Origin of the sequence: Bacillus sp. YP1 (assembly GCF_000877815.1) — a bacterium.
GTDB lineage: Bacteria > Bacillota > Bacilli > Bacillales > Bacillaceae > Bacillus > Bacillus subtilis.
The window spans coordinates 3079156-3105252 of record NZ_CP010014.1; the positions used below are offsets into that span (position 1 = coordinate 3079156).

Annotated in this window: 25 protein-coding genes; 5 read left to right on the plus strand and 20 right to left on the minus strand. The window is 41.2% G+C overall.

Going from position 1 to position 26097, the window contains the following annotated elements; genetic code table 11:
• Position 1: 1 nt before the first annotated feature.
• From QF06_RS15220 to opuBA, 11 genes are all read right to left on the minus strand, one after another.
• A complete protein-coding gene (locus QF06_RS15220) occupies positions 2 to 757 on the minus strand; it encodes a lantibiotic immunity ABC transporter MutE/EpiE family permease subunit (protein ID WP_032726860.1) in 756 nt (251 codons plus the stop codon).
• Positions 754 to 1470 carry a lantibiotic protection ABC transporter ATP-binding protein gene (locus QF06_RS15225; protein WP_038829373.1) on the minus strand — a complete coding sequence of 239 codons (717 nt, stop codon included), beginning with the start codon at positions 1468 to 1470 and terminating at the stop codon, positions 754 to 756. Before QF06_RS15225 ends, QF06_RS15220 begins: the two co-directional genes overlap by 4 nt.
• A 13-nt stretch (positions 1471 to 1483) precedes the next feature.
• Positions 1484 to 1975: a NisI/SpaI family lantibiotic immunity lipoprotein gene (locus QF06_RS15230; RefSeq protein WP_032727099.1), complete on the minus strand. Its 492-nt coding sequence runs from the start codon at positions 1973 to 1975 to the stop codon at positions 1484 to 1486.
• 517 nt (positions 1976 to 2492) lie between these two features.
• Positions 2493 to 2663 (minus strand): gallidermin/nisin family lantibiotic, encoded by a 171-nt coding sequence (locus QF06_RS15235; protein ID WP_032726862.1) that lies wholly within the window; start codon positions 2661 to 2663, stop codon positions 2493 to 2495.
• A gap of 73 nt (positions 2664 to 2736) precedes the next feature.
• A complete protein-coding gene (locus QF06_RS15240) occupies positions 2737 to 4062 on the minus strand; it encodes a lanthionine synthetase C family protein (RefSeq protein ID WP_043940195.1) in 1326 nt (441 codons plus the stop codon).
• A complete protein-coding gene (locus QF06_RS15245; protein WP_041850530.1) occupies positions 4035 to 5879 on the minus strand; it encodes an ABC transporter ATP-binding protein in 1845 nt (614 codons plus the stop codon). Before QF06_RS15245 ends, QF06_RS15240 begins: the two co-directional genes overlap by 28 nt.
• Positions 5870 to 8962, minus strand: a complete 3093-nt coding sequence (locus QF06_RS15250; RefSeq protein ID WP_041850529.1) for a lantibiotic dehydratase — start codon at positions 8960 to 8962, stop codon at positions 5870 to 5872. The genes QF06_RS15245 and QF06_RS15250 overlap by 10 nt, the downstream gene beginning before the upstream one ends.
• Before the next feature lie 213 nt (positions 8963 to 9175).
• Positions 9176 to 9853, minus strand: a complete 678-nt coding sequence (gene opuBD / locus QF06_RS15255) for a choline ABC transporter permease OpuBD (RefSeq protein WP_041850528.1) — start codon at positions 9851 to 9853, stop codon at positions 9176 to 9178.
• 16 nt (positions 9854 to 9869) lie between these two features.
• Complete coding sequence (opuBC, locus tag QF06_RS15260) at positions 9870 to 10790, minus strand: choline ABC transporter substrate-binding lipoprotein OpuBC (protein WP_041850527.1); 921 nt, start codon at positions 10788 to 10790, stop codon at positions 9870 to 9872.
• A gap of 11 nt (positions 10791 to 10801) precedes the next feature.
• A complete protein-coding gene (gene opuBB / locus QF06_RS15265; RefSeq protein ID WP_041850526.1) occupies positions 10802 to 11455 on the minus strand; it encodes a choline ABC transporter permease OpuBB in 654 nt (217 codons plus the stop codon).
• Between the two features lie 16 nt (positions 11456 to 11471).
• A complete protein-coding gene (gene opuBA, locus QF06_RS15270) occupies positions 11472 to 12617 on the minus strand; it encodes a choline ABC transporter ATP-binding protein OpuBA (protein ID WP_003228368.1) in 1146 nt (381 codons plus the stop codon).
• Positions 12618 to 12900: 283 nt separating this feature from the next.
• On the opposite strand from opuBA, the gene QF06_RS15275 reads away from it, so the two are divergent.
• Complete coding sequence (locus tag QF06_RS15275) at positions 12901 to 13434, plus strand: GbsR/MarR family transcriptional regulator (RefSeq protein WP_032726868.1); 534 nt, start codon at positions 12901 to 12903, stop codon at positions 13432 to 13434.
• Between the two features lie 31 nt (positions 13435 to 13465).
• On the opposite strand, the gene opuCD is transcribed toward QF06_RS15275, so the two are convergent.
• From opuCD to opuCA, 4 genes are read right to left on the minus strand one after another with little or no spacing between them, the layout of a single operon-like run.
• A complete protein-coding gene (gene opuCD, locus QF06_RS15280; protein ID WP_015714713.1) occupies positions 13466 to 14140 on the minus strand; it encodes a glycine betaine/carnitine/choline/choline sulfate ABC transporter permease OpuCD in 675 nt (224 codons plus the stop codon).
• A 17-nt stretch (positions 14141 to 14157) separates the two neighbouring features.
• Positions 14158 to 15069, minus strand: coding sequence for an osmoprotectant ABC transporter substrate-binding lipoprotein OpuCC (gene opuCC / locus QF06_RS15285; RefSeq protein WP_072173533.1), 912 nt, complete (start codon positions 15067 to 15069; stop codon positions 14158 to 14160).
• 19 nt (positions 15070 to 15088) lie between these two features.
• On the minus strand, positions 15089 to 15742 hold the full coding sequence (opuCB, locus tag QF06_RS15290; protein WP_003228349.1) for a glycine betaine/carnitine/choline/choline sulfate ABC transporter permease OpuCB: 654 nt from the start codon (positions 15740 to 15742) through the stop codon (positions 15089 to 15091).
• Between the two features lie 22 nt (positions 15743 to 15764).
• Positions 15765 to 16907, minus strand: a complete 1143-nt coding sequence (gene opuCA, locus QF06_RS15295; RefSeq protein WP_003243370.1) for an osmoprotectant ABC transporter ATP-binding protein OpuCA — start codon at positions 16905 to 16907, stop codon at positions 15765 to 15767.
• A gap of 263 nt (positions 16908 to 17170) precedes the next feature.
• Between opuCA and opcR the strand changes: the two genes are divergently transcribed.
• Positions 17171 to 17728 carry an opuC operon transcriptional regulator OpcR gene (gene opcR, locus QF06_RS15300; RefSeq protein WP_003228345.1) on the plus strand — a complete coding sequence of 186 codons (558 nt, stop codon included), beginning with the start codon at positions 17171 to 17173 and terminating at the stop codon, positions 17726 to 17728.
• 17 nt (positions 17729 to 17745) lie between these two features.
• On the opposite strand, the gene QF06_RS15305 is transcribed toward opcR, so the two are convergent.
• On the minus strand, positions 17746 to 18381 hold the full coding sequence (locus QF06_RS15305; protein WP_082044608.1) for an NAAT family transporter: 636 nt from the start codon (positions 18379 to 18381) through the stop codon (positions 17746 to 17748).
• Positions 18382 to 18530: 149 nt separating this feature from the next.
• Between QF06_RS15305 and QF06_RS15310 the strand changes: the two genes are divergently transcribed.
• Both QF06_RS15310 and QF06_RS15315 read left to right on the plus strand, forming a co-directional pair.
• Positions 18531 to 19145, plus strand: coding sequence for a PH domain-containing protein (locus tag QF06_RS15310; RefSeq protein WP_043940197.1), 615 nt, complete (start codon positions 18531 to 18533; stop codon positions 19143 to 19145).
• Positions 19146 to 19277: 132 nt separating this feature from the next.
• Positions 19278 to 19976, plus strand: a complete 699-nt coding sequence (locus QF06_RS15315) for a zinc ribbon domain-containing protein (RefSeq protein WP_041850524.1) — start codon at positions 19278 to 19280, stop codon at positions 19974 to 19976.
• Positions 19977 to 20011: 35 nt separating this feature from the next.
• Here QF06_RS15315 and QF06_RS15320 read toward each other — a convergent pair whose 3' ends face one another.
• Complete coding sequence (locus QF06_RS15320; protein WP_041850523.1) at positions 20012 to 21817, minus strand: zinc ribbon domain-containing protein; 1806 nt, start codon at positions 21815 to 21817, stop codon at positions 20012 to 20014.
• Between the two features lie 127 nt (positions 21818 to 21944).
• Between QF06_RS15320 and QF06_RS15325 the strand changes: the two genes are divergently transcribed.
• Positions 21945 to 22412 (plus strand): GNAT family N-acetyltransferase, encoded by a 468-nt coding sequence (locus QF06_RS15325; protein ID WP_076457576.1) that lies wholly within the window; start codon positions 21945 to 21947, stop codon positions 22410 to 22412.
• Between the two features lie 43 nt (positions 22413 to 22455).
• On the opposite strand, the gene eno is transcribed toward QF06_RS15325, so the two are convergent.
• Genes eno through tpiA form a run of 3 tightly spaced genes read right to left on the minus strand, consistent with a single transcriptional unit; the run spans position 22456 to position 26067 of the window.
• Positions 22456 to 23748: a phosphopyruvate hydratase gene (gene eno / locus QF06_RS15330; RefSeq protein WP_041850522.1), complete on the minus strand. Its 1293-nt coding sequence runs from the start codon at positions 23746 to 23748 to the stop codon at positions 22456 to 22458.
• A gap of 29 nt (positions 23749 to 23777) precedes the next feature.
• Positions 23778 to 25313, minus strand: coding sequence for a 2,3-bisphosphoglycerate-independent phosphoglycerate mutase (gene gpmI / locus QF06_RS15335; protein WP_003228330.1), 1536 nt, complete (start codon positions 25311 to 25313; stop codon positions 23778 to 23780).
• The gene (gene tpiA / locus QF06_RS15340) at positions 25306 to 26067 is read right to left on the minus strand and encodes a triose-phosphate isomerase (protein ID WP_003243394.1); all 762 of its coding nucleotides are present in this window, start codon (positions 26065 to 26067) and stop codon (positions 25306 to 25308) included. The genes gpmI and tpiA overlap by 8 nt, the downstream gene beginning before the upstream one ends.
• Positions 26068 to 26097: the final 30 nt, after the last annotated feature.

Consider the following 26097-nt stretch of genomic DNA (forward strand, 5'->3'; position numbering starts at 1 on the left):
CTTATATCGCCCCCTGCTTTTTTGTTCTGTAATCGATTGAAGGGGCAAACGAACGGCTAGTCAAAAACGCTATTATTAAAAATAATAGAATAGAAATCAATATAGCAGGAGGGACGACCATCCAACTCAACAAAGGATCATTTTTTTCAAGCAACAGACCGTTAGGATGAATACCTATTGTGGGACACATCATTCGAATTGGCCAGCTCCAAGGAATAAACCACCAAAAGGAACGAGATGCCGGCATTATACCTAGAACAAGGGTTCCTATAAGATTTAACATTACCGCTATTGTAAGCCCCCACTTTTTTGCCACAAATAAACAAAGTGGAATTTGCCAAAGGCTTGTTACCCAAAGCAATAAACTTGCGGCAATTGTAGAAAGCGTAACAATAGCAAAATCAGCTATAACAAACCCCATTAGTAACATAAACACTAAAAATACAATTTGAGATAATAGCGAATAAATCATAATAATTACAATCTTAGAGTACCATAATCTTCCTAAATCAATAGGCAATGAATACGTACCATTATAATTAGAGGCCTTTTTTTCTTTTTGATGAGATAAAGAACAAAATAAAGCTATCATCACCGGCATAAATATAATAGACCACCAGTTAAAAGTACCGGGAACAAAAAATTGAATGTTCATCAAAAAAGAAAAACCTATATTAAGCAGCGGCACTAAGATAATCATTTTTCTAGAAAAGGTCCTTTTAAACTTCAGGTTTTCGGCCTTCATATAATTCATCATCTTTTTACACCCTCTTTTTCACGGCTTGCCTTTACAACTTCCATAAACAAATGCTCTAAATCATCAGTCTTGTTTATTTCCCCCTGGTACCCAAGATGACCGCCGATGATAATCCCAATATGATCTGCTATTTGCTCGACTTCTGAAAGTATATGACTAGATAAAATCACGGTTATTCCTTCCTGAGGAAAAGAGCGAATAAGATCTCTGAGCTCCTGAATGCCGATTGGATCTAGCCCATTCGTAGGCTCATCAAGAATTAATAATTTAGGGTGATTTAATAAAGCAATAGCAATTCCCAGCCGCTGCCTCATCCCCATCGAAAACTGCCCTGCTCTTTTCTTTCCAGCATGCTGCATATCTACTGTCTTTAGCACGCTGTTTATGCGATCCTCAGATAGGCCCAGCAACGTTGCATGTACTTTTACATTTTCAAATGCTGTTAAATTATCGTAAAGGGGTGGAGCTTCTATTAAAGATCCGATATTTTGCAAATCAGAACGTTTCCATTTATGTCCGTCGAAGAAAACCTCACCAGAAGTTTTCCGTAAAATTCCTGTTAAAATTTTAAGTGTCGTCGATTTTCCAGCTCCATTTGGTCCAAGCAGACCGTAAATGCTGTTTTTTTGAACAGTTAATGAAACATCTGAAACAGCTGTTTCTTTGCCAAACTTTTTTGTAAGACTTTTGGTTTCTAATAGGACTGTACTCATGTCACACTCTCCCTTATCCCTTTTCATTCTTAATCAAAACCGCTCGATAATACTCGCGATTAAACTCCACAATGATTTCATCTTTGGCATCAGTATCCTCGTTCGCACTGTAAACCTTCCCATAGCGTAGAGGTTTTTTCTCTCTGGTTTCATCCGGATCATTAGAGATATACGGTTCTTTCAGTTCTTCTTCAGACCATCTCTTTCCCTCACTATCTACAAAGAAGGTTTGACCTATTGCCCCTATTACTTTTCCTTTTTTGTCTTCATCAACTTTATCTTTCATCTGATAAAGTTTTTCGTTATAGACCACTTGATCGAGCTTTCCCTTATCAATCAAGCTCTCCATTGTTTCAGATGTTTCGTTGTTATCCTCAGTAAAATGCACTGTTTTTTTTGTTTCTTCAACAGTTTTATCTTTAAACTTCGTTAATGCTTGACAAGCAGATAACATAAATAAAACAATAAAACAGCCTGAAATGTTTACACATCTTTTCAAAAACACGTACATCACCTCAATCTTATGAATTTTCCCCAATAGATGTTAAAGATAAAATGAATTCTTCCTCTGCGCGGTATCTATGTGGGATGTTGATCATTCTAGAATACTTTTATCAAAATTTAATCAAAATACTTTTTCTAACTGGAAACTTAAAGCATTTGGGCTTCTGGCAACACAATCAACTTGTCTAAATAAAAAAGCGTGATCAGGTCACACTGTTTACTCCAGATAGATCTATCTCATATTGATCTATCCATTAAAATATGAATTTCTGAGGAATTTCCTTAAATTGTCTGTACATGATAAAAAGACTGACTTGGGTATGTATTAGAGTGTTGTTTAAATCGACTTATCCATCATCCCCCTTGTTACTTTTTTCCACATGAAAAACGGGTGTGAAATTTAAACTCATTCACACCCGTTACTTTTTACATCATTTTTAGGCCCTAACTCTATGAAAATAGTATGTATAACGCTCAGGAATGCAAGGAGTCAGAGCAAAGTGATTCAATGGTTTTACTTATTTAGAGATTTTGCAGTTACAAGTTATTGTTTGAAGGAAGCAAGTTTGCAATACACCAGTTACACACCCAGGTGTACAAAGTGATTCACTTTTCCATTGAGGAGTGATTTTAGAGTCTTGTTTAGAGACTTTTACTACATCCAAATCGAAATCATCGAACTTTGACATATTGGTCACCTCCTTTCAATACCTATATAGTAACAGAAGAATATCAAGATTTTATCATTTTTTCCTTTTTTTATTAAATAAGTAATGCTTTTGTCCAATCTGTTTTTGAGCCTAATTCCATGTTTAATAGCCCTAATCCTACACCTACAGCTCCATCCAATAGACCGACGTACTGCAAAGGTACTGCTTCATTCCCTTCAATTGATTCATAATTGTGGAACCCAAAGATATAATCCTTGTCATAGTAGCTCATAATTTTTTGTTTGATCTTTTGAAGCTCTTCGTTAAAAAATTCTTGTCCAGTGAGTTGATTCACTGCAAGCAAAATCTGGCTTATTCCACTATAGCCATGGCATATCGTAGGAGAAAAAATCCCCTGTATATCAGATGCTGTGCACCTTAAATTCTGTACACCTATATTTAAAAATCTAGTATTTTGAAGTGCTTTTCCCGCTTTAACAATCGCAAGACATACTCCAGGTCTCCCATAGCACCAAGCATCTCTACTAAAATTTAGAGCGTTAGGTGGAGATCCGTATTGATACTCCTCAAAGCTTATATTTCCTTTCCAAAACAAGTTGCCTTGATCTTTTTCAGAAAATCCCAGTAAGAAATCTACCATTTTTTCAATTGCACGTACTTGACCCTTTACTTTAATTCCCTGCATGAGTGCTGAAGATAGAATGCAAATAGGACCAGGTATCCCATGTGCTAATCCCATATTAAAGTTTCCATTTGGATAAGCTTTTTTTTCGATATCTGTAAACTGATGTTCAGATGGAATATGCCATCCAGGAACTTTTTCTCCATTCATGGTAATGTCTTCAGTTAATCTAACCAGATACTTTAAAATATCAATTAACAAATCCTTCATTGCCTTATCTTCTTGAAATAGCAGAAGATAACTTGCAATTCCACTGACACCTTCTATTACATCGTAGTCACTCATATACACTTCCCGCTGAGAAAATTCAGTTAACAATTGAGGTACTACTTCAGCCAAATATTCGTTAATACGGGAAATGAAACCTTTGTAATAGGTGAAATGTTGCGATAAACAGACAGCTGCAAGTCCAATGCCAGCTGCTCCGGAAAACATAGATGGAGTATGCAGCCCTTTTTCTTTTATTTCATTTACTAAAATCGATAAATATTTGTGTCCTAAATCGTCCCATCCTTCCTCAGGAAAATGAGCGTGCAATTCGCCATACAGCATACATATGCCTGGTATACCATGACTCAATGCGGTCGGCTTCCAAGGTATAAGAGGAACTTCCCCAATACTGAGGAAGTTATCTTTTTTATTCACTATTTCAAGTACTTTATCGTAATTAGAAACTTGTCGAGCGATTTCCTTCACCAGTTCAACTTCTATCCCTGATACAGCGCCTCTTCCCATTTAGTACCGTCCTCCTCTAGCGGATTCATATAGTTCTCGGATTCATCCATCTTTTTATACAGTGGACATGTTTTTAATAACTCTTCATGTGTTCCTATTCCTACTATTTCCCCTTTATCCATAACAATGATCCGATCTGCAAGTTTAGCAGCAACCAATCGATGGGAAATAAATATTCCTATTTTATCTTTTGACAAACTGAAAAAAGTATCGAAGGTTTCTTTTTCTGCAATTGGATCCAGCGCAGAACTTGGCTCATCCAAAATATACAAAGAAGCTTCCCTAAAATAAGCCCTAGCCAAAGCAATCTTTTGCCATTGTCCGCCGGATAATTGCCTTCCTTCATCAAACCATAATCCAAGCTGTGTATCGAATTGATAGGATGAATGACCTTTTAAAAAATCAGCTTTTACAATATCGAGGACCTCATGCATTTTATTTGTCTGATGTAGTTTATCAATTTGTCCAAATCCTATATTTTCCTTTAAGGTCATTTCATATTTCATGAAGTCTTGAAAGAGTGCCGCAATTTGTTCCATATAACTGTCCATATCCAATTCTTTAATATTTACTCCATTAACCAAAATGTCACCTTGCTGAACTTCATATAATCCGGTAAGGAGCTTAATGAATGTACTTTTCCCTGACCCGTTTGGCCCAACAATGGCTATTCGTTCTCCTTTATTCAATGAAACATTAATATGATTCAGTGTCTGTTCTCCTTGATTAGGATAGATAAAGCTGACATTCTGAAAGATAACAGAATGAATAGGCTCAACAATTTGCTTCTTATGACCTTGATTTTTCTCTTCTCTTAATTCCAGAAATTCATACAATTGATTCATATAGAGATTGCTGTTATAGATGGAATAAATGCTAGTCATGATAGACTGTGAGTGACTTTGCACCAGCGAAACAGATCTGATATAACTCATCACATTACCGACCATTATTTTTCCCGCAAAAGCAGACATAATAGCAATAAATATAATGACAGCTCCAACTAATTGCACTGCAATCTCATATATTAGGTTCAAATAAGTTTTCTTTCTCAATATTTTTGTATCTTGATCAATAAAGGATTTTTTAATATCCCAGTATTTGTTTAATAAATAATCTTTAAGGTTATACAATTTTAATTCTTTAAAAGAAAAATCGTGTGTGAGTATATAACTGATATACCACGATTTCCTTTCCTGTCCTGCTCGTTTCCAATGTATAAAAAATTCTTGCTGTCCAATCTTCAAAAAATAGAATAGAGAAATCACTGGAATAACCAACAAGAGCAGCGAAACTTTAGGGTTCCATGACATCAAAAATGCAATTGATGAGAGCAGAGTCACAAATGATGTGGTCATTGTAATGATGGCTTGAATGATTTGGTAAGGTTTATAGCTGATTTCCTTAGTTACCCTTTCTAATTTGTCGTATATTTCAGGATTTTCGAAATCCTTCAATGCTAGATTACTGCTCTTTTTCATGACTTTATAGTTCAGTTTATAACCAATATTTAATTGGAATTTACCATTATAATATTCAGAAACCTGAGAGATCAGCTCCGAACAAAATGATACGCCAAGATATGTTAAGAAAATGGAGATAACAACTGAAACATCTTTGCGTATAGTCACAAGGGAATTAATCAATTCTTGGGAAATATAGAGTGAAACAATTGGCAGAATACCGGTAATAATACTGAATAAAATTAACTTTAAAAACAGTGATCTTTCTAAGGTGAAAATTAATTTGATAGTCTTAGGCATTTGTTTCATGATAAACAGCAGCTCTTTTAGCTTTAGTTGTTCCTTTACTTCCATGCTAAACTACCATTCTTCTTTTGATATCTCTGGGCATATAAAGAGTGTCTGCAAAGTGTAAGTATTTTAGTTTCCATTTCTCTATCAGTGCCGAATAAACGATTGCAATGTAGGTGAATTACACTACCTATGCGTGAATATACTGCTTCTTTGTTATCAAATGCCTTGTTTATTAAGCATGCATAATTAGCTGCAGCTATTTTTCTAGTTTTCAATATTTCATATAATATTCTGCCATCACTTGTTTTTCTGAGATTATCCCATTCTCTATCAGAGTTGCATATTTCAATATACATTTCTCTATCCTTCTTAAATTCAGTACGATACTCATTCTGCAGGCAATTTTTTTCTAAAAACGTTAACTGCTCTTCGAACGTAAGCTCGAACTGTTCTAAAAACTGTATGACAGAAACCATACCTGCGATTTCCTTGCTTATCGCAATATCCTTCATGCGATGCATTCTGATCATCGTTTCAACAACTTTGCTATCTTCACAGAAAACCTGTTCTGCAGCATCCATTAGGTCTAGCCCGCCATATCGTTCTATTTCCCGCTCATATTGGGTGATAACAAACTCAGTAACCAGTCCTTTTTCTCTTAAGCTTTTCAGCCAATTCAATAATTGTGGAAATAAACTGTACAGCACCTCTGCTTTTCCATTCAATCTAAGTCTTATATGAGGCTTCGGATCTCGATACCTCATAAAGAAATGTCTGACTGGATATTGATCAGAAATCTGGTTATAAATATCCGCTATTTCAAAAGCAATTAGCTCTTCTTCTCTAGTTTGTTTACAATAAAGTTTAATAAACAGCCAATCTTCAAATGGCATTTTAATTCTTTCGGATCCATTTTCCTCTACTGAGTTAAGGACCGGTAATTTCAATGGTTTTTCTGGTTTTTTCCTGATCAGCGGAACAACGATTTCCCCCGAATAGACATTTTGGTTTCTATCCTTTAAAGCATTTGCATCAAGCTCAGCAGCCACAAGTTGTAACGGATGGTTATGATTCGTTTTTTTAAGTTCCCAGAAAAAAACATCTAAAGTACGATCATCTTCTATATCAATTAATAATCGATTGTCTGCGTTAACGATATAAAATCTTTGCGGAAGATCATAAGTACGATGAAATTCAAAAAATGCAGATTTCACCTCGTCTATCGATGAATTCGAATGAATGCTTAAATCACTTTTGTGTATCAGCCATTGTTCACATGATAAGATTATTTCTTTATATTTGATTTCAGGAATATACTTAAAATCACTATAGATGCCCATCCACGGGAAATCATTCCATTTTCTTTTGCCGTCTCTTGAAATTTCCAATAAAAATCGTATGGCATTTGGCATTAATAAAGGATTAAACATATGATTTGATTCAAAAGACAGAATTTCGCCAGTACATTTATGTCTGGCATAAAAGATATGGTTTTTATCGATTCCAATTAGAACATCTTCAGCTTTAATAGAATCATTGTGATGCAAGACACTGTTTGTAAAAAGGTTCATTTCTTTTTCCCGATAACTTACATTTCTTGTTACATTTCCAGACCTGACCTGATTAGGCACAATACTCAGCTCACAAATTTTCTTATTTTTGCCCGTTAACTCTTTTTCCTTATTATGTATATTTTTTATAACGGCATTGATTGAATCAGATAAGTGAGTGAACCTTCCAAATGTTTTCCCTGCACGTGTAGATCCGACATTTGGTCCTAAATAAAGCATGACTGTGCCATTGCGCAATTTAACAAAGAAATTGAGTTCAAATGATACTGGAATTTCTTCATCTGCAATTTCGTAATTGCAGATTCTATGGAATGTTTCGTCGTGTAATTGAATGGGAGCTTTCTTTCTAACTGATTCAAAGTATTTTTTCATAAAAAATTGTTTCATTTCAGGTGAAAATTGATCCTCAAATGATATTTCTTCGAAGAATTCATTAACAGGATTCGTGTAAGTAGCAGGGGCACCAATGCCAGCGTTGGAACAAAGCATTTCTAAAAGAGGAACTTCTCTTTCATACCCATAACGCTCCAAAAACACATTTTTGTACTTTTCTAAGTGGTCTAGTCTTTCTGCGGAGGGAGCAGCCATATAAGTAAACATACTAGCCAATTCACTTATCGCAAGAGATGTTTCATTATCTAGTTGAATGGAGGAGTCACCTAAACCCGTGTCCACTTGCAGAGGAGATGAAGTCTTTACGAGTTCGTTCATTGTTTCAATCAGATTTAAATACTGGTCCTCTCCCTCTCCGATAGTGATCCGGTTATATGCATCTATCTGATATTGTATTTTCCTGCAAGCCTGAAGAAGCTCACTTGGAATTCGGCTGCTTTCCGCTTGAGTAATTAAATACTGAAATTGATCTGAAACAGTCATTGGCGGCCGTAAATTTGATATCAGGAACTCTTTGTCAATAAGATCTTCTACGTACTGATTAATTTTGCTTATTGGGGTATTTTCATAGTTCTCTGTCAAACTACGAATAATATCATGATAAGCAACACATTCACCACAAAGTTCATTTATTAGATGGAAAACCGATGTTGCACGAACACTAACCTCTTCAGATTTTCCATCTGTGCTATACAACAAGTAAGCCCGATCACCTTTGATGTAACAAGCGGGGTTTAATGTAAACGAAAGCCGGTCGATGTATTCGTTTTCTAGTTTTCTCATCAATTGATAGAGCCACTCAAAATCAACACGTGCTTTTTTGTAAAATGAATGCTGATTAAAAGATAATTGATTTTTATCGGAAAATGCCCCTATACCCACTGAAGAAAAAAGGCCAAAAGGCGTTGTTCTAGTTGCTCTTCTTGTTGCATACTTCAAAATAGCTTGCTGGAAGTTCCGCTTTTTTTTTCCTTTTAATTTATCGGGCGTTTGAAGGAAAATATTCATTGTGTCATATAGTGTCCTGCTAGATACCAGTATTTGTTCACGAAATAATGAATCATTACAAAGGTCATGCAATAACTGATCTGTATCCTCAGAGTTCTCATTTTTCAAGGCCTGATGTACCAAAGGAACCCGAATCATATAATAATCTGTAGGTGTATATAAGGATTTCATCTTAGTCTTCAACCTCCCATATTTATCCACTTCGATAACAACAACAATTCAACATCCCTTCGTAAAGTCCTCCATTTTATTCATTCCATTCTAAAATTTTCATAATATTCTATTTAAACTATACATTTGAAAAATCAAAAAAAAATCAAGATTCACCCAATAAATCCCATAAAAAAAGGACTCTTTTCCCTTTTAGAAAAGAATCCTTTTTGCTTAACTCGATACACGAATTAACTTTTTTCTGTTTTTTTGTTTAACTGGGTTCAACAATCTTTCAATCCAGGCCATGAGCAAATCCGCCCCTACCGCCATCACCGCAGTTGGTATCGCTCCGGCTAGAATAATCGCAGTTCCGTTTGTCGCGTTTGAGCCGCGGACGATCATGTCCCCAAGGCCTCCGGCACCGACAAATGTGCCGATCGCAGTAATTCCAATGGCAATGACGAGAGCTGTGCGAAGGCCCGCCATAATGACAGAAAGTGCGAGCGGGAGCTCAACCATTCTGAGCACTTGGAATTTCGTCATGCCCATTGCTTTTCCCGATTCTAAGTAGGCATGCTCAATACTGATAATGCCTGTGTACGTGTTTCGAATAATCGGCAGCAGGGAATACAGAAATAATGATAGAATCACGGTATTTGCGCCGAGCCCCATAACAAGCATTAAGACGGCCAGCATAGCGAGCGCCGGGATTGTTTGAATAACGTTTGTTACTGCAAACACCCAGGCTGACAAACGGCGAAAATGCGCGATGAGGATTCCGGCCGGAACCCCGACGACAGCGGCAAATAAAACGCCGTAAGCCGACATGAGAAAGTGGCGGCCGAATTCATCCATGACGTAACTGCCATTCTGCGCGTAATACGTCATTAACTGTTCAAGCACGTTCATTGACCTCTTCCCCCTTTCACGATTCGAAGTAGTGATGTTTTTCTAAATATTCCTTGGCAACGACAGACGGTTCTTTGAGATTGCCGTCGACTTCATAGTTAAGCTCCTGCATCGTGGCTGTGTCGATTTTTCCGAGCATTTTCTTGATGATGCCTTCAAGCTCAGGATGTTCTTTGAGCACCTTTTCCGGAACAACCGGAGAACAGTCGTACGGCGGGAAAAATTGTTTATCATCCTTTAGCATTTTGAGACCATAGGACTTGATTCTTCCATCGGTTGAATACGCAAGCACAATGTCCATTTTTCCGCTTTTCACCGCGTCGTACACAAGGCCGATCTGCATCGGATACGTGCCGCCGAATGTCATGCCGTAGGTTTTCGTAAAATCCTGATAGCCGTTTCCTTTGAGCTTCATCCAATAGTTATCAACGCCCAGCTTTAATTGCGGCGCCCATTTTTTAACGTCTGATACGGTCTCTAAATGGTATTGGTCGGCCAGCTCCTTGCTGACTGTAAAGGCATATGTATTATCAAACCCGTAGGAGTCATACCACTTTAAATCATATCTTTTTTTAAACTCCCGCTGAGTAAGCGCCAGCGCTTTGTCCGGATCTTTTTCAGGTTCCATTCTCAGCGTGCCTGTCAGCGCGTCTCCCGTATATCTTGTGGCGGCAATGTCGATTTCCCCGTTCATTAAAGCCTGCTGCTGCACCGCGTTGGAGCCAAGATTTTTAATCGTTGCTGTTTTGAGATCTGTATGGTGTTCGATCAACTGGCCAAGCATGCTGGCGATGATTTCTGATTCGCTCATGCTTTGCGCGCCGATTTTAATGGTCTGGTCTGCAGCAGCGCTGAGACCAGGAAGCGAACATCCGCTCAGCGTCAGCGTTGCCACAAGTGATAAACCTATCATTAATTTGAGATATTTTCTTTTCATGAGCCGCCTCCTTATGACAATTCCTTCAATCTCTGCATGCCGGCAGGTGTCAGTTTTCGTTCAGCAACTGCCAGCACATAATCAATCACAATTGCCAATATCGTGACAGGTACCGCGCCCCCGATGATATATTCCGGCTGATATAAATTCAGTCCGATAAAAATGTAATCACCCAATCCGCCGCCTCCGATAAAGGAAGCAAGCGTGGCCCAGCCGATTAAGTAAATCGTCGATGTTCTGATTCCCGCCATGATCACTGGCGCGGCAAGCGGCAGCTCCACCAAGCGGACTTGTTCAGCCGGCGTCATTCCGATGCCTTTGCCAGACTCGAGCAGATTTTTGTTGACGCCGCGAATGCCGGTATACGTGTTGCGAAGAATCGGCAATACGGAATAGAAAAACAAAGCCACAATGGCCGGAACCTTTCCTACACCAAGGAGCGGGATAAAAAAAGCGAGGATGGCCAGACTCGGCAGCGTCTGAATGATATTGGCAATGCCGATAATGGTGCCGGCTCCTTTTTTCATTCTGGTAAGCACAACCCCGAGGGGGACGGCAACCAGCACGCCTAAGATCACAGCAATGAGCGATATCGTAATATGCTCGTATGTTTTATAAAGAAGCTCGTCCCCATTGGTTTGCAAAAATTGAACAATATGATGCATGACTTATCGCGCCTCCCTATGACAATGCTGCGAGCTGCTTTTCTTCTCCCCAGAGGGAGTCATACACGATGTCGACCAGACTTGCCCTCGTCACAATTCCGATCAGGCGTCGGTCTTCATCCACAACGGGAACATATTTGACACCCCGTTTTAAAATTTTGCGGACCGTGTCGCGCAGCAGTGTGCCGCCCAGTACTGTGTATATATCTTCATGTAAAACTTCACTGACGAGATTGGCCTTTTTCCGGCATTGATCAATGATTTCAACATCGACATAGCCTTGCAGAACGCGCTCGTCATCGACGACCAGCAATGAATCGACCCGTTCCTGCCTCATCAGCTGAATGGCCTCAGAAAGCGTTTTATCCGCGGTGATCGTTACAGGCTGTGTGTTCATAATCTGGTCAACCCGTTCAACATCCGGGCTGGATGACTGAATCAGCCGCTCCTTGCCGATAAATTCCTCAACAAATTCGTCTGCCGGATTTCTTAAAATGTCATCGGGCGTTCCAACTTGAACGATTTCTCCCGCTTTTAAAATCACAATCCGGTCTGCCAGCTTAATCGCTTCATCCATATCGTGGGTAACAAATACGATGGTTTTATGTAAGGTTTTTTGCAGTTTTTTAAATTCTTCCTGGAGGGAATCCCTCGTAATCGGGTCGAGTGCCCCAAACGGTTCATCCATTAAGATAAGCGGCGGCTCCGCGGCAAGTGCCCGTAATACACCAATTCGCTGCTGCTGTCCCCCGCTTAATTCATGAGGGTAACGGTCTACATATTCTGGCCCCATATCGACCAATTTTAAAAGCTCACGCGCCCGCTCTTTCCGCTGCTGCTCCGGCCATTTCAGCAGTTTTGGGACGAGTGAGATATTCTGCTGAATAGTCATATGGGGAAACAGGCCGATCTGCTGAATCACATAGCCAATTTTGCGCCTGAGCTCTACAGGATCCTGGTCCATGATGTTTTCACCGTCAATGAAAATCTTTCCGGCGGAAGGCTCAATTAATCGGTTAATCATTTTCATTGTTGTTGTTTTTCCGCAGCCGCTCGGCCCGATAAAGCAGATAAATTCGCCTTTTGCAATCTTAAGATTTACGTTGTTCACGGCTTTTTTGCCGCCCTTGTATGTTTTCGAGACATTTTCTAATGTCAGCAAACATCGCACCTCCAAAATTAAGTTTATTCAATTTGTTCAGTTTAAATTTAATTTTTCAGACAATTGAATGCTTCCCATTATAGAATAAAGTTTATAAAATAAAAAGTTTACAATTTGTTCATATTATTTATAAAGTATGTGTAAACGCTGATTTACCCGCATTGACGTGTGTTGATCTCCTTATTGCTCCAATTTCCTGCCAAATTCTCTTTTGACAGCATTCTCGCCGTATCAAAAATGTGGTATATTGACATCGGAATTGTTAGCTGAAAGGATGAAACCGTTGGAGAAAGATCCGTTAACGATCATTGAACAGGCCGAGGACCATTTTATAGAAAGAATCGCGGAAAACATGCATGCATTTGGAATGCCCTCTACCGTCGGACGAGTGCTGGGCATTATTTATATGAATCGAAAACCGATGACGCTTACGGAATTATCTGAGGCCACCGGCATGAGCAAAACACGCATGAGCCAGGTAGTGCGGGAAATGCTTGATGCCAACATTGCCGAGAAGGTGTTCGAAAAAGGCGTCCGAAAAGATTTATATGAGGTTGAGCAGGACTACTATCAAACATTTATCACGCTGTTTTCAGCCACCTGGAGCAAAGTCATCAGCAAAAACAAAATGATGCATAAAAAACTCAATCGGGAGCTGCTTAGCGTGTTGGATGAAGAGCTTACTCCTGAAGCGGAAGAAAAAGTGAATGAACTGCTGAAAGAATTAAAGGAATGGCTTGATTATTATAATTGGCTCAGCCGTTTGATTGAGTTTTTTGAGAGCGAAGAAATTTTTAAATATGTGCCGAAGCCGTAAAAAACGCCCTGTCATTACAAGGCGTTTTTTCTTATGCGGCACCTGCCAGATTTTTCTTCTTTCTCTTTTTAATCGGGCTTAATGCTCGTTCAAGCCAGCCCATGACCAAATCGGCAATCACCGCCATCAGAGCTGTGGGGATCGCTCCCGCTAATATAATCGCGGTTCCGTTTGTGGCGTTTGATCCTCTGACGATGATGTCCCCGAGACCGCCAGCACCGACAAATGTCCCGATGGCCGTAATGCCGATGGCAATGACAAGCGCGGTGCGCAGGCCGGCCATTATGACAGAAAGCGCAAGCGGAAGCTCGACCATCCGCAGCACTTGAAATTTTGTCATCCCCATTGCTTTTCCGGATTCAAGATAGGCGTGCTCAATACTGATAATCCCAGTATACGTATTTCTGATAATCGGCAGAAGAGAATACAGAAATAATGACAATATCACCGTATTAGCGCCCAGCCCCATGACAAGCATCAGCACGGCGAGCATGGCGAGAGCCGGGATGGTCTGAATGACGTTCGTGACCGCAAAAACCCATCCGCTTAATCTTCTGTATCTGGCTATCAGGATGCCAAGCGGAATTCCAACAATGGCAGCAAATAAAACGCCGTACACCGACATCAGAAAATGGCGGTAAAATTCCTGCATCACGTAACCGCCGTTTTGCGAATAGTATGTGCCAAGCTGCTGTAGTACTTCCATATGATCCACCTCTTTTCTTAGTCAAAATAATGATGTTTCTCTAAAAATTCCTTTGCTACGACAGACGGCTCCTTCAGCTTGCCATCCACTTCATAATTAAGTTCCTGCATCGTTTCCGTGTCGATTTGCCCAATCAGCTTATTGATCACACCTTCAAGCTCCGGATGCGCCTTAAGCACCTTTTCCGGAATCACCGGTGAACAGTCATACGGCGGGAAGAAACGCTTATCATCTTTTAAGATTTTCAAGTCATAGGCTTTAATCCGTCCATCCGTTGAATAAGCCAGAACGGCGTCCATTTTCCCGTTTTTGACTGCGTCATAGACAAGCCCGATCTGCATTGGATAAGTTGTGCCGAATTCAAAGCCATATGTGCTGACAAAGCCTTTATACCCGTCGCCTTTTCGTTTCAGCCAAGCATTGTCGACGCCTAATTTATATTGGGAGGCATTTTTTTTCAGGTCGGATACGGTGTTAATATGCTCATTTTCCGCAAACTTTTTTGTTACGGTGAAGGCATACGTGTTATCAAAGCCGTAGGAATCAAACCATTTATAAGAAAAGCGCTTTTGAAACTCGTTCTGCACAATGTTCAGCGCTTTTTTTGGATCTTTCTCCGCTTCCTTGCCGAGGGTGCTTGTTAAATCTGTTCCGGAATAGCGCGTGGCTGAAATATCAATGTCACCGCCCAGCATCGCTTGGTGCTGAACATAGTTTGAGCCGAGGTTTTTCACTAAAGCGGTATTCAAATCTGTATCATGTTCAATAAGCTGCGCGATCATATTCGCTAAAATTTCTGATTCTGTCATGCTTTGCGCCCCGATTTTGATTGTGTCGTCAGAAGCGCCGCCGAGACCCGGCAGAGAGCAGCCGCCTAGCAGCATGACAAAGACGAGAGCAAACGCGCCAAGCCATTTGATTTTTGTCATTTTCAACAGAGCCAACTCCTTACGAAACTTCCTTCATCCCTTGCAAGCCTTTCGGCGTCACCTTTCGTTCTGTCACGGCTAGGACATAATCAATGATAATTGCCAGAATTGTGACAGGCACGGCACCGCCAATGATATATTCAGGCTGGTATAGGTTCAGGCCGATAAAAATATAGTCCCCGAGGCCGCCTCCCCCGATAAACGACGCAAGTGTCGCCCAGCCAATTAGGTAGATCGTTGATGTGCGGATCCCCGCCATGATGATGGGAATCGCCAGCGGGATTTCAACGAGCCGAATCTGCTCCCAGCCGGTCATGCCAATTCCTTTCCCCGATTCCAGGAGGTTTTTATTTACACCTTTAATGCCGGTATACGTATTGCGCAAGATCGGCAGTACCGAATAGAAAAATAAAGCGACAATCGCAGGCACTTTTCCTACGCCGAGAAGCGGAATAAAAAAGGCTAAAATCGCCAGACTCGGCAGGGTTTGCACAATGTTTACGAAACCGATAACCGCACCTGCGCCTTTTTTCATTCTGGTAAGAGCAACGCCGAGCGGCACTGCAACGATAATGCCCAATACAACGGCTATGAGTGAAATATATAAATGCTCTCCTGTTTTATACAACAGCTCTCCGCCGTTCGTTTGCAAAAAAGTCATCATTTGATTCATCTTAAAAGAGCTCCTCCCCTGGTCAGATCGTCATGAGCTGGTTTTCCTCGTCGCCCCAAATGGAATCGTACACGATATCAACAAGGCTCGCTCTTGTCACAATCCCTGCTAAATGGTTCTGTTCATCGACCACCGGAACATACTTGATCCCCTGCTTCAAAATTTTTCGGACTGTATCGCGAAGAAGCGCCCCTTTTTGAACGGTATATATATCTGAACGGTATACGTCGCCAACGATGCTTGCTTTTTTGCGGTTTTGATCAATCATTTCCACATCAACATAGCCCTTCAGCACGTTTTGCCGGTCCACAACGAGCAGCGAGTCAACACGTTTTTCTCTCATCAGCTGAATCGCCTGAGAAAGCGTTTTGTCCGCAGATACCGTCACCGGCGTTCTGTTCATCATTTGCTCTACCCGCTCGATATCCGGTCTTGACTGAATCAGGCGCTCTTTCCCGATAAATTCTTCAACAAACTCATTTGCCGGGTTTCGAAGAATCTCATCAGGTGTGCCGACTTGAACGATTTCTCCCGCTTTTAATATCACAATCCTGTCGGCAAGCTTAATCGCTTCATCCATATCGTGGGTTACAAACACAATCGTTTTGTTTAAGGTTCTCTGCAGTTTTTTGAATTCTTCCTGAAGGGAATCACGCGTAATCGGATCAAGCGCTCCGAACGGTTCATCCATTAAAATGAGAGGGGGTTCCGCTGCCAGGGCGCGCAGCACGCCGATTCTCTGCTGCTGTCCGCCGCTGAGCTCATGCGGATAACGGTCTAAATACTCTGGGCCCATATCCACAAGCTTTAACAGCTCGCGCGCCCGTTCTTTCCGTTTTTCCTCAGGCCATTTCAGCAGCTTTGGTACGAGTGAGATGTTCTGCTGGATGGTCATATGGGGGAACAAACCAATCTGCTGAATCACATAGCCGATTTTTCTCCTCAGCTCAACCGGGTCCTGTTCCATAATATTTTCTCCGTCGATAAAGATCCTTCCAGACGATGGTTCTATCAGCCTGTTGATCATCTTCATCGTCGTCGTTTTTCCGCAGCCGCTCGGGCCGATAAAACAGATAAATTCACCTTTGGCAATATCTAAATCAATGCTGTTCACAGCTTTTTTGCCGCCTTTATATACTTTTGACACTTGTTCCAATTTCAGCAATCCGTGCACCTCCGCAGGTTTCCTTTAAATTTTCTGAAAAGTATAATCCTTATTATAGTTTGAACTTTGTAAAATAAAAAGTTTACAATGTGTTGAAATTATATGTTATTTATAGATTATTTATTGTTATGACCAAGACGGAAAGGGTGTTCTTACAATTACGCCGGATACCTCCCACTTCCTCTGCATTCAGCTATTTTCAACACCAGGAAGAAATATGATATATTGACACCATCAATTGCCATTTGAAGGGATGATCAGCTGTGAAAAAAACCGCTCTCGACATCATTGAACATGCTGAAGAGCATCTCATTGAGAAGATTGCCGAAAATATGCATACGTTTGGAATGCCTTCAACTGTCGGACGTGTGCTCGGAATTATTTATATGAATCGAAAACCAATGACCTTAAGCGAGCTCTCTGAGGCAACGGGCATGAGCAAAACACGGATGAGCCAGGTTGTCCGGGAAATGATCGATGCCAATATCGCCGAAAAGGTGTTTGAAAAAGGCGTACGAAAAGACCTTTATGACGTCGAGCAGGATTATTATCAAACCTTCATTTCTTTATTTGCGGCGAATTGGACAAAGGTCGTGAGCAAAAACAAAGTGCTGTATAAAAAATTAAACCGGGAACTGAGTGATCTTTTACAAAGGGACGGGCTTACCCCGGAAGCGGAAGAGAAAGTCAATCAGCTGCTGAATGAATTAAAAGAATGGCTTCATTACTATGATTGGCTGAGCAGGTTGATTGAATTTTTTGAGAGTGAGGAAGTCTTTCGGTACGTGCCAAAAACAAAAGAAAGCAGCTCTCTAAAATAAGGGAGCTGCTTTTTGCATCATGAGGTTAAGATCGGAAACATGCCTTTCAGCCCCGCACCAATCATCCCGACCGCAACCACGGCTAAGATTAATCCCATCAGTCTGGTAATCACATTCATCTCGGTTTTTCCGAGTTTGCTGCTGATAAAAGCAGAATAGTGGAAAAAGAGAAAGGTCAGGGCAATAACGGCGGCTATGCCGATCATGACAGCCACATAATGACCAATGCCGCTATGTCCGGCGGAAAGGCTCATCACTGTTGCAATCGTTCCGGGCCCAGCAATGATCGGAATGGATAAAGGTGTGACTGATATATCCGCTTTTTCCTTGCTTTCCTTATGTTCATCATGGTGAAGAGATTGCACGTGCGATTCTTTCGCATTAAATAGATTATAGGCAATGCCGAAAATGAATATGCCGCCCGCCACTCGGAGCGCGTAAATGTTGATATCAAACAGTTTAAAGATAAGATGACCGAAAACCAAAAAAGCTGCGAGAATAAAAAAGGATAAAATAGCTGCCTTCCGGGCAATCGCTTTTCTTTCCGCTGCAGTATAGCCTTCTGTCAGCGTCAGAAATATCGGTACGTTTCCGATCGGATTCGATACTGCGAATAAAGAAATGAAGACGTGAACGATAAATGAGAACATCATATACCTCCTTGTTGATAGTCTCTGCACAGGAAATAGAATTATTCTCCACCCTTTTACCCGGAGGCGATTTCCCGGTAAACCTTTATAGCCTGTCAGAAACGCGCCATGCTACAATGAAGTGACAAATTGAATAGGAAGGACGTATACAGATGTTCAAAAAAATTGCGGCAGATGCCTTGGGCTTATCTGATATCGGAAAAATTATCGAACCTCAGGACTATGACAAAACAGACGCAGATGACTATGTCATGCATGAAGATAATGAGAAAATTTATTTCTTGATTAAAACAAAAGCAGACGAGTATTGCTTTACGAACCTGGCCCTGATCCATGTGGACGGCGAACGCGCCACTTCCTCAAAACGAACGTTGAAACGCTATCCTTATTCGCAATATAAAATCTCTGACGTTTTTCTTGAAACTGCCGGAAAAGTGGATTTGGATGTTGAAATTAAGTTCAAGCTGGGCGGTGAACAATTCGACATTGATGTCCACAAAGACCAGATTGAAAAGTTAAAAGACCTTTATAAAGCAATGCTTCGCATCGCTGAAACAACCTATGAAAATGACATTTTAATCAATCAAGCGGAGCAAAGCTTAGATAAAGCAGTGACGATTCTTCACCATACCCGCCCTGAGCACGTCAATATTGAAACGCAATACAAAGAGCTGACCGAATTCGGATTTACTTGGCTGACATCCGTTCGCTCGCAGTATCATATTAAGGATTTTGGAGATGTATTTGAGAAATATATGAATAACTAGCATAAAAAAAGACACAGCTGCTATCGGGCACGTGTCTTTTTTTGTATGAATATTGATTACTTTACAACTTTTTTCTTTTATAATAAAACTATTAGTCTATTTTCCCTATATTACAGGTAAAGGAGTTATTTTATGTATTGTCCTCAATGCGGCCATCAAACAGATGGCGGAAATTTTTGTGAGAAATGCGGATCACCGCTCTCCGGTCAATCAGGCCACCAGCATGCAGCTCAAACTGGAACCGCTGCAAAGCAAGCAGCAAAACAGTTCGGTTCATTTGTCTTATCCGTCCTGAAACGCCCTTATCAGGAATGTAAAGCAACAGGCGGAGAACAGCTGATCAGCGCAATCATTACGATGGTTCTTTTCAGTTTGCTGACCCCTTTGATGTTTTATATTCTTTTTTCAGACGGTCCCGGAAGCGTAAGCTTTACAGCAATCTTCTTAGAGCCAACCATTTATTTTATTTTATTTCTATTTGGCCTGCATGCATGCATCTTTTTCGCCCTGAAAATCGCGGGAAACCAAGTATCTTTCAAGGATTCATTCTCAAGATTCGGAGCGTTTCTCATACCGTTTACGGCTATTTTGATTCTTGCCCTTTTCTTCTTTTTATTACATACAGACATTTGCTTTACCATATTAGCCGTTGGTTTAATCGGTGCATTCTTCGCCATTCCTCCTGCGATGCTGAGCAGTTACCAGCATTCATATAAAGGGAAGATTGATGTCATTTACTCAACGATTGTGATTTATCTGATCATCTGCGTTACATTTCAGCTTATTATCGAACACTATGTCAAAGAAATTTTCCGTTATATGCTCTTTTAAAAACAACCCCATCACCTGCTGGTGATGGGGTTGTTTTATTGAATAGACGTTAAGTAAATTCTTCCGTTCTTCACTACGCCGGTATAAGTCCAGTTATATGTTCTGAGCTTTGGACTGCCGCCTGATTTTGTGATTTCGAATTCTTCGTATGTTTTAATTGTGATATTCGAGCCGCTTTGGCTAAAGCTTTTGACCTCTACATCAATAAATACTTCAGTCGTCCCCTCGCTATACAATTTCTTAACTAGTTTCTGCTGATCAGCATATAATGTGCTTCCTTTTTCCAAATTACCTTCCATCACTGCAAATTCATTTAAACTCACAGCACTTGATTGATTTGTCAGATAATCAACCATAAATGATGTCACTTGCTCTTTTGTAAGTGTGTCGGAATTAACTTTGGCCTCATTTGATGACGCCCAAGCGGAGGTGTATATTTTAGGATTTTCATTTTTAAGAGTTTTTATATGGTCTCCTATGGAATCAGAAGTGGTCTCCGCACTCTCAAGCTTCCATTCTTTTTGTTTTTTATCATACGACAAATAATAACGATAAGCTGTATGTTCTTGTTTCATCTCAGGTTCTGTATAATCATCAAAATAAGCTGATTCGTGAAGTTCATTTCCGTTCACTGAAACAATCCATTGTCCCTTGTCACTTTGTGAAATAGCAAATGAATCAAGATCGTAATCTGTTTCTATATATTTATCCTTATAATACATATGATTGCTCTTCATCTCTGAAATTTGTTTTTTCGTTTGAGCTTTAACATCGGATACAGCTTTTGTCATCTGTTCGGTTTTCCCATTGGAAAAGGCAGCCGTGTATTGCTCAGTCGCCTTATTAATGGTTTCTATGATGTTTTCTTTTGTTTCTTTATCAGGAACTAATCTCATCTTCATGTCGCTACCTGTAATTGGCATTGCATCAGTCATTTGCTTTCCCCATGGAAAGTCAGTTTTCACAGTCGCCGTCATACTGCCATCAGTCAAAAGAGGGCCATATGTAAAAGTTTTGAACGGATCTTTATGAATTGATTTACCGTTAATCAGCAAATCTCCCTTCCCGCTCTTGATGTCATCCGCTAAGCTGAATGTCACATCGTCTGCTTCCAATGAGAGATCAACACGAAAGCTGCTATCGCCAACCGCCTGAATGTCTTCCTTTTTCACAAGATCGACGACATCGTTTTTCAGTTTGGCTGAGACTGTATATTCGCCGGGAATGTACGGACCGAGGGTTTGTGCTTGATCTGCTTTCTTTACAGATCCGGCTTCCTCTTTATTGACATATAGATCGGTATTTTTATAATTGCTGCTCACTTCAAAATAAACAGGTGCTACCTTTAAGTCATAATGGTCAAATACCAGCAGGCTTTTCCCGTCTTTTTCTGCATATACGATATCCTTCTGGGCTGTTTCATCCCGCAGCGATGCAAAAAGTTCATCTTTTTTGTCTGGATGATCCTTCAAATATGTAAGAAACGGTTTTACATTATTTTTAGTGAGTTTAAGATTGTCATTTACCGGTGTAAGTAGAGTCGCGATTTGGTCCTGATCCTCATCATTTACGGCCTGTTCAAACTTGTTAACTAACCTATCCTTTGAAGTAAAATACGCTCCGGTTTTATATGCGGCGAATAATATAACGCACGCCGCGGCAATGCTGCTCCATAAAATGATGGTTTTCTTAGGGATCGGTTTTCGCGGAACCTGCCTTGTTTCTGCAGTGCTAGCTGGTTCTTGATTCGCCTGTTTGCTGCCCCCTCCGATCGGGGTGCCGCATTGTTTACAAAACTTGGCTCCTTCATTATTTTTTTGACCGCATTCCTTACAAAACATGTGGCTTTCCTCCTGTTTGTTACCCGCTATATTTTGTGCTTATTTCCTATGTTACATATTTTATAATAGAATGGTAAGAAATTGGAGAAAATCATGAAAATATCTCTATAAACTATGAAAAGGTGGAATGATAATGCAACACCTCACCATTCAAAAAGCAACAAACTTTGATCAAGCGCTGTATGAGCTTCTGCTGCTCGCCGATCCGTCAAAAGAAATTGTTGATGACTACTTGGTCAGAGGAGAATGCTACACAGGTTATATATCAGGCGAATTAGCTGGTGTATACGTGATCATCACAACTAGGCCACAAACGGTAGAAATCGTTAACATCGCAGTAAAACAAACAATGCAAAAACAGGGCATTGGCAAGCTTCTTATCCTCGACGCCATTGAAAAAGCGAAACACATGGGAGCAAAGGTGATTGAAATAGGTACTGGAAATTCAAGCATCCATCAATTGTCTCTATATCAAAAATGCGGATTTCGCCTTCAAGCGATCGACCATGATTTTTTTATCAGACACTACGACGAGGAGATTTTTGAAAACGGCATTCAATGCCGTGATATGGTGAGGCTTTATTTGGATCTCTGAAAGCATAAAAAAAGCCGCCGAGAAAATCCCGGCGGTCTTTTTATTACTTGTTTAAGTTGTAGAAAGAGTTAATACCGTGGTATTGAGCAGTTTCAGCCAACTGATCTTCGATGCGAAGAAGCTGGTTGTATTTCGCAACACGGTCCGTACGAGACGGAGCACCTGTTTTGATTTGTCCTGCGTTTGTTGCCACAGCGATGTCAGCGATTGTGCTGTCTTCAGTTTCACCAGAACGGTGAGAGATAACAGCTGTATAGCCTGCGCGTTTCGCCATTTCGATCGCATCGAATGTTTCTGTCAATGTACCGATTTGGTTTACTTTGATCAGGATAGAGTTGCCTACGCCGTTTTTAATACCTTCAGCAAGTTTTTTCGTGTTTGTAACGAAGAGGTCGTCACCAACAAGCTGAACTTTTTTGCCAAGACGCTCAGTAAGAAGCTTGTGGCCTTCCCAGTCGTTTTCGTCAAGTCCGTCTTCGATAGAGATGATTGGGTATTTAGAAACAAGCTCTTCATACCAGTCAACCATTTCAGCAGATGTTTTCACAACGCCTTCGCCAGACAGATGGTATTTGCCGTCTTCTTTGTTGTAGAACTCAGAAGATGCAGCATCCATAGCAAGTTTAACTTCTTCGCCAGGTTTGAAGCCGGCTTTTTCGATTGCTTCAACGATTGTTTGAAGTGCTTCTTCGTTAGAACCAAGGTTTGGAGCGAATCCGCCTTCGTCACCTACAGCAGTGTTTAAGCCTTTTGCGCTTAATACTGATTTCAGGCTGTGGAAGATTTGAGCGCCCATGCGAAGTGCTTCACGGAAGTTAGGAGCACCTACAGGCATGATCATGAATTCTTGAATATCCACGTTGTTATCAGCATGCTCTCCGCCATTTACGATGTTCATCATCGGTACAGGAAGCGTTTTTGAGTTGAATCCTCCAAGGTATTGGTAAAGAGGAATCTGTAAGAAATCAGCAGCAGCACGCGCACAAGCCATAGATACGCCAAGGATTGCGTTCGCACCAAGTTTGCCTTTGTTTTCAGTACCGTCAAGCTCGATTAAAAGCTGATCGATTGCGTTTTGTTCAGTTACATCAAAGCCAAGAAGCTCTGGAGCAATGATTTCGTTTACGTTGTTAACAGCTGTTAACACGCCTTTTCCAAGGTAACGGTCTTTGTCGCCGTCACGAAGCTCAACCGCTTCGTATTCACCTGTAGAAGCTCCGCTTGGCACTAATGCGCGGCCGAAAGCTCCTGTTTCTGTATATACTTCAACTTCAACTGTTGGGTTGCCGCGGGAGTCTAATACTTCGCGTGCATAAACATCAACAATGTATGGCATGAGTTTTGTCTCTCCTTTTGATTTTCAAATTATTTTTGAATTAAAGATGTTCCTGTCATTTCTTTCGGTTTTTCAACACCAAGAAGGTCTAATAACGTTGGTGCAAGGTCGCCTAGGATTCCGCCTTCACGCAGCGTAATGCCTTCTTTCGTTACAATCACAGGGACTGGGTTTGTTGTATGCGCAGTGTGCGGTTCGCCTGATTCTGTAATCAGAATGTCAGCATTACCGTGATCAGCGGTAATGATGGCATGTCCGCCTTTAGCAAGAATCGCGTCAACGACTTCGCCCAAGCATTCGTCCACTGCTTCAATTGCTTTAATTGTTGGTTCAACCATTCCGGAGTGGCCGACCATATCAGGGTTTGCGAAGTTAAGAATGATCGCGTCATGCTTGTCAGCTTCAATTTCTTTGACAAGCGCGTCTTTCACTTCATAAGCACTCATCTCAGGCTTCAAGTCATACGTTGCAACTTTAGGCGAGTTGATGAGAATACGCTCTTCACCCGGGAATTCAGCTTCACGGCCGCCGCTCATAAAGAACGTGACGTGCGGATACTTTTCAGTTTCTGCAATTCGAAGCTGTTTTAACCCGTGCTGAGATAATACTTCTCCGACTGTGTTATCAAGATTTATCGGTTTAAACGCTACATAGCCGTCAACTGTTTCACTGAAGTGAGTCAGGCAGACGAAATACAGGTTCTTTGGATAATTCTCGCCGCGGTCGAAGTCACGGAAGTCTTTGTTTGTGAACGTGTTGGAAATCTGGATGGCGCGGTCCGGTCTGAAATTATAGAAAATCACAGAATCGCCGTCTTGGATTTTCGCAACAGGCTCACCGTTTTCTTTTGTAATGACAGATGGAATCACGAATTCATCGTAGATACCATTTGCATATGAATCATCAACAACATCCAGGGCGCTGCGGTAAGATGGGCCTTCGCCGTACGCCATTGCGCGGTACGCTTTTTCTACACGGTCCCAGCGTTTGTCGCGGTCCATAGAGTAGTAACGTCCGGAAATGCTGGCGATTTCACCTACACCGATTTCCTTGATTTGATCGTTCAACTGGTTGATGTACGTTTTCGCTGTCTGCGGACCTACATCACGGCCGTCAAGGAAGCCATGGATATAAACCTTTGTCAGCCCTTCTTTTTTCGCAAGCTTTAACAGTGCGAATAAATGGTTGATATGGCTGTGCACGCCTCCGTCAGATAAAAGACCGAACAGGTGCAAGGCTTTGTTGTTTTCTTTCGCGTTGCTGATCGCGTCAAGGAATGTTTGATTGCGTTCGAACTCTCCTTCACGAATGGCAACATTTACGCGTGTTAAGCTTTGGTACACAATACGTCCCGCACCGATATTTAAGTGACCTACTTCGGAGTTCCCCATTTGCCCTTCAGGAAGACCTACAGCCTCGCCTGAAGCAGTCAATGTTTGATGAGGATACTGGTTCCAATAGCGGTCAAAATTCGGTTTTTTCGCTAAAGCGACTGCGTTCCCTACTGTTTCGTTACGTAATCCGAACCCATCAAGAATGATGAGTGCAGCTGGTTTTTTACTCATATTGACCTTCCTCCAATAATTGAACGAATGACTGTGGCTCAAGGCTCGCGCCGCCGACCAAAGCACCGTCAATATCGGACTCTGCCATATATTCTTTAATGTTTGCAGGCTTTACGCTTCCGCCATATTGGATGCGAAGCTTGTCTGCAGCTTCTTGGCTGAAGCTTTCAGCGACGGTTTTACGGATATGCGCACACACGTCATTCGCATCTTTCGCTGTAGAAGATTTGCCTGTTCCGATTGCCCAGATTGGCTCATACGCAATAACAGAAGCAGCAACTTGTTCTTCAGAAAGACCAGCAAGGCCTTTTTTCACTTGGTCAGCAACAAGATCATTTGTTTTGCCGGCTTCACGCTCTTCAAGCGTTTCACCTACACAGATGATCGGCACAATGCCGTGTTTGAAAGCTGCGTGTGCTTTTTTGTTAACTGTTTCATCAGTTTCAGCGAACATTTCACGGCGCTCAGAGTGGCCGATGACGCAGTAGTCAACGCCAAGGTCTTTCAGAGCAACCGGGCTGATTTCGCCTGTGAACGCGCCGCTTTCTTCGAAGTGCATGTTTTGAGCGCCGACTTTTAGGTCAGTGCCTTTCACAGCAGAAGCAAGCTTTTCTAAGAAAAGCGCTGGCGCGCAAACAACAGCTTCAGCTTTGTCTGCTGCTGGAATGGAAGATTTCACTTCTTCAACGAAGCTGACAGCTTCGCCGAGTGTTTTGTTCATTTTCCAGTTACCGGCGATAATTGGTTTTCTCATCTGTTCCACTTCCTTATAGCAGTTTTGAGA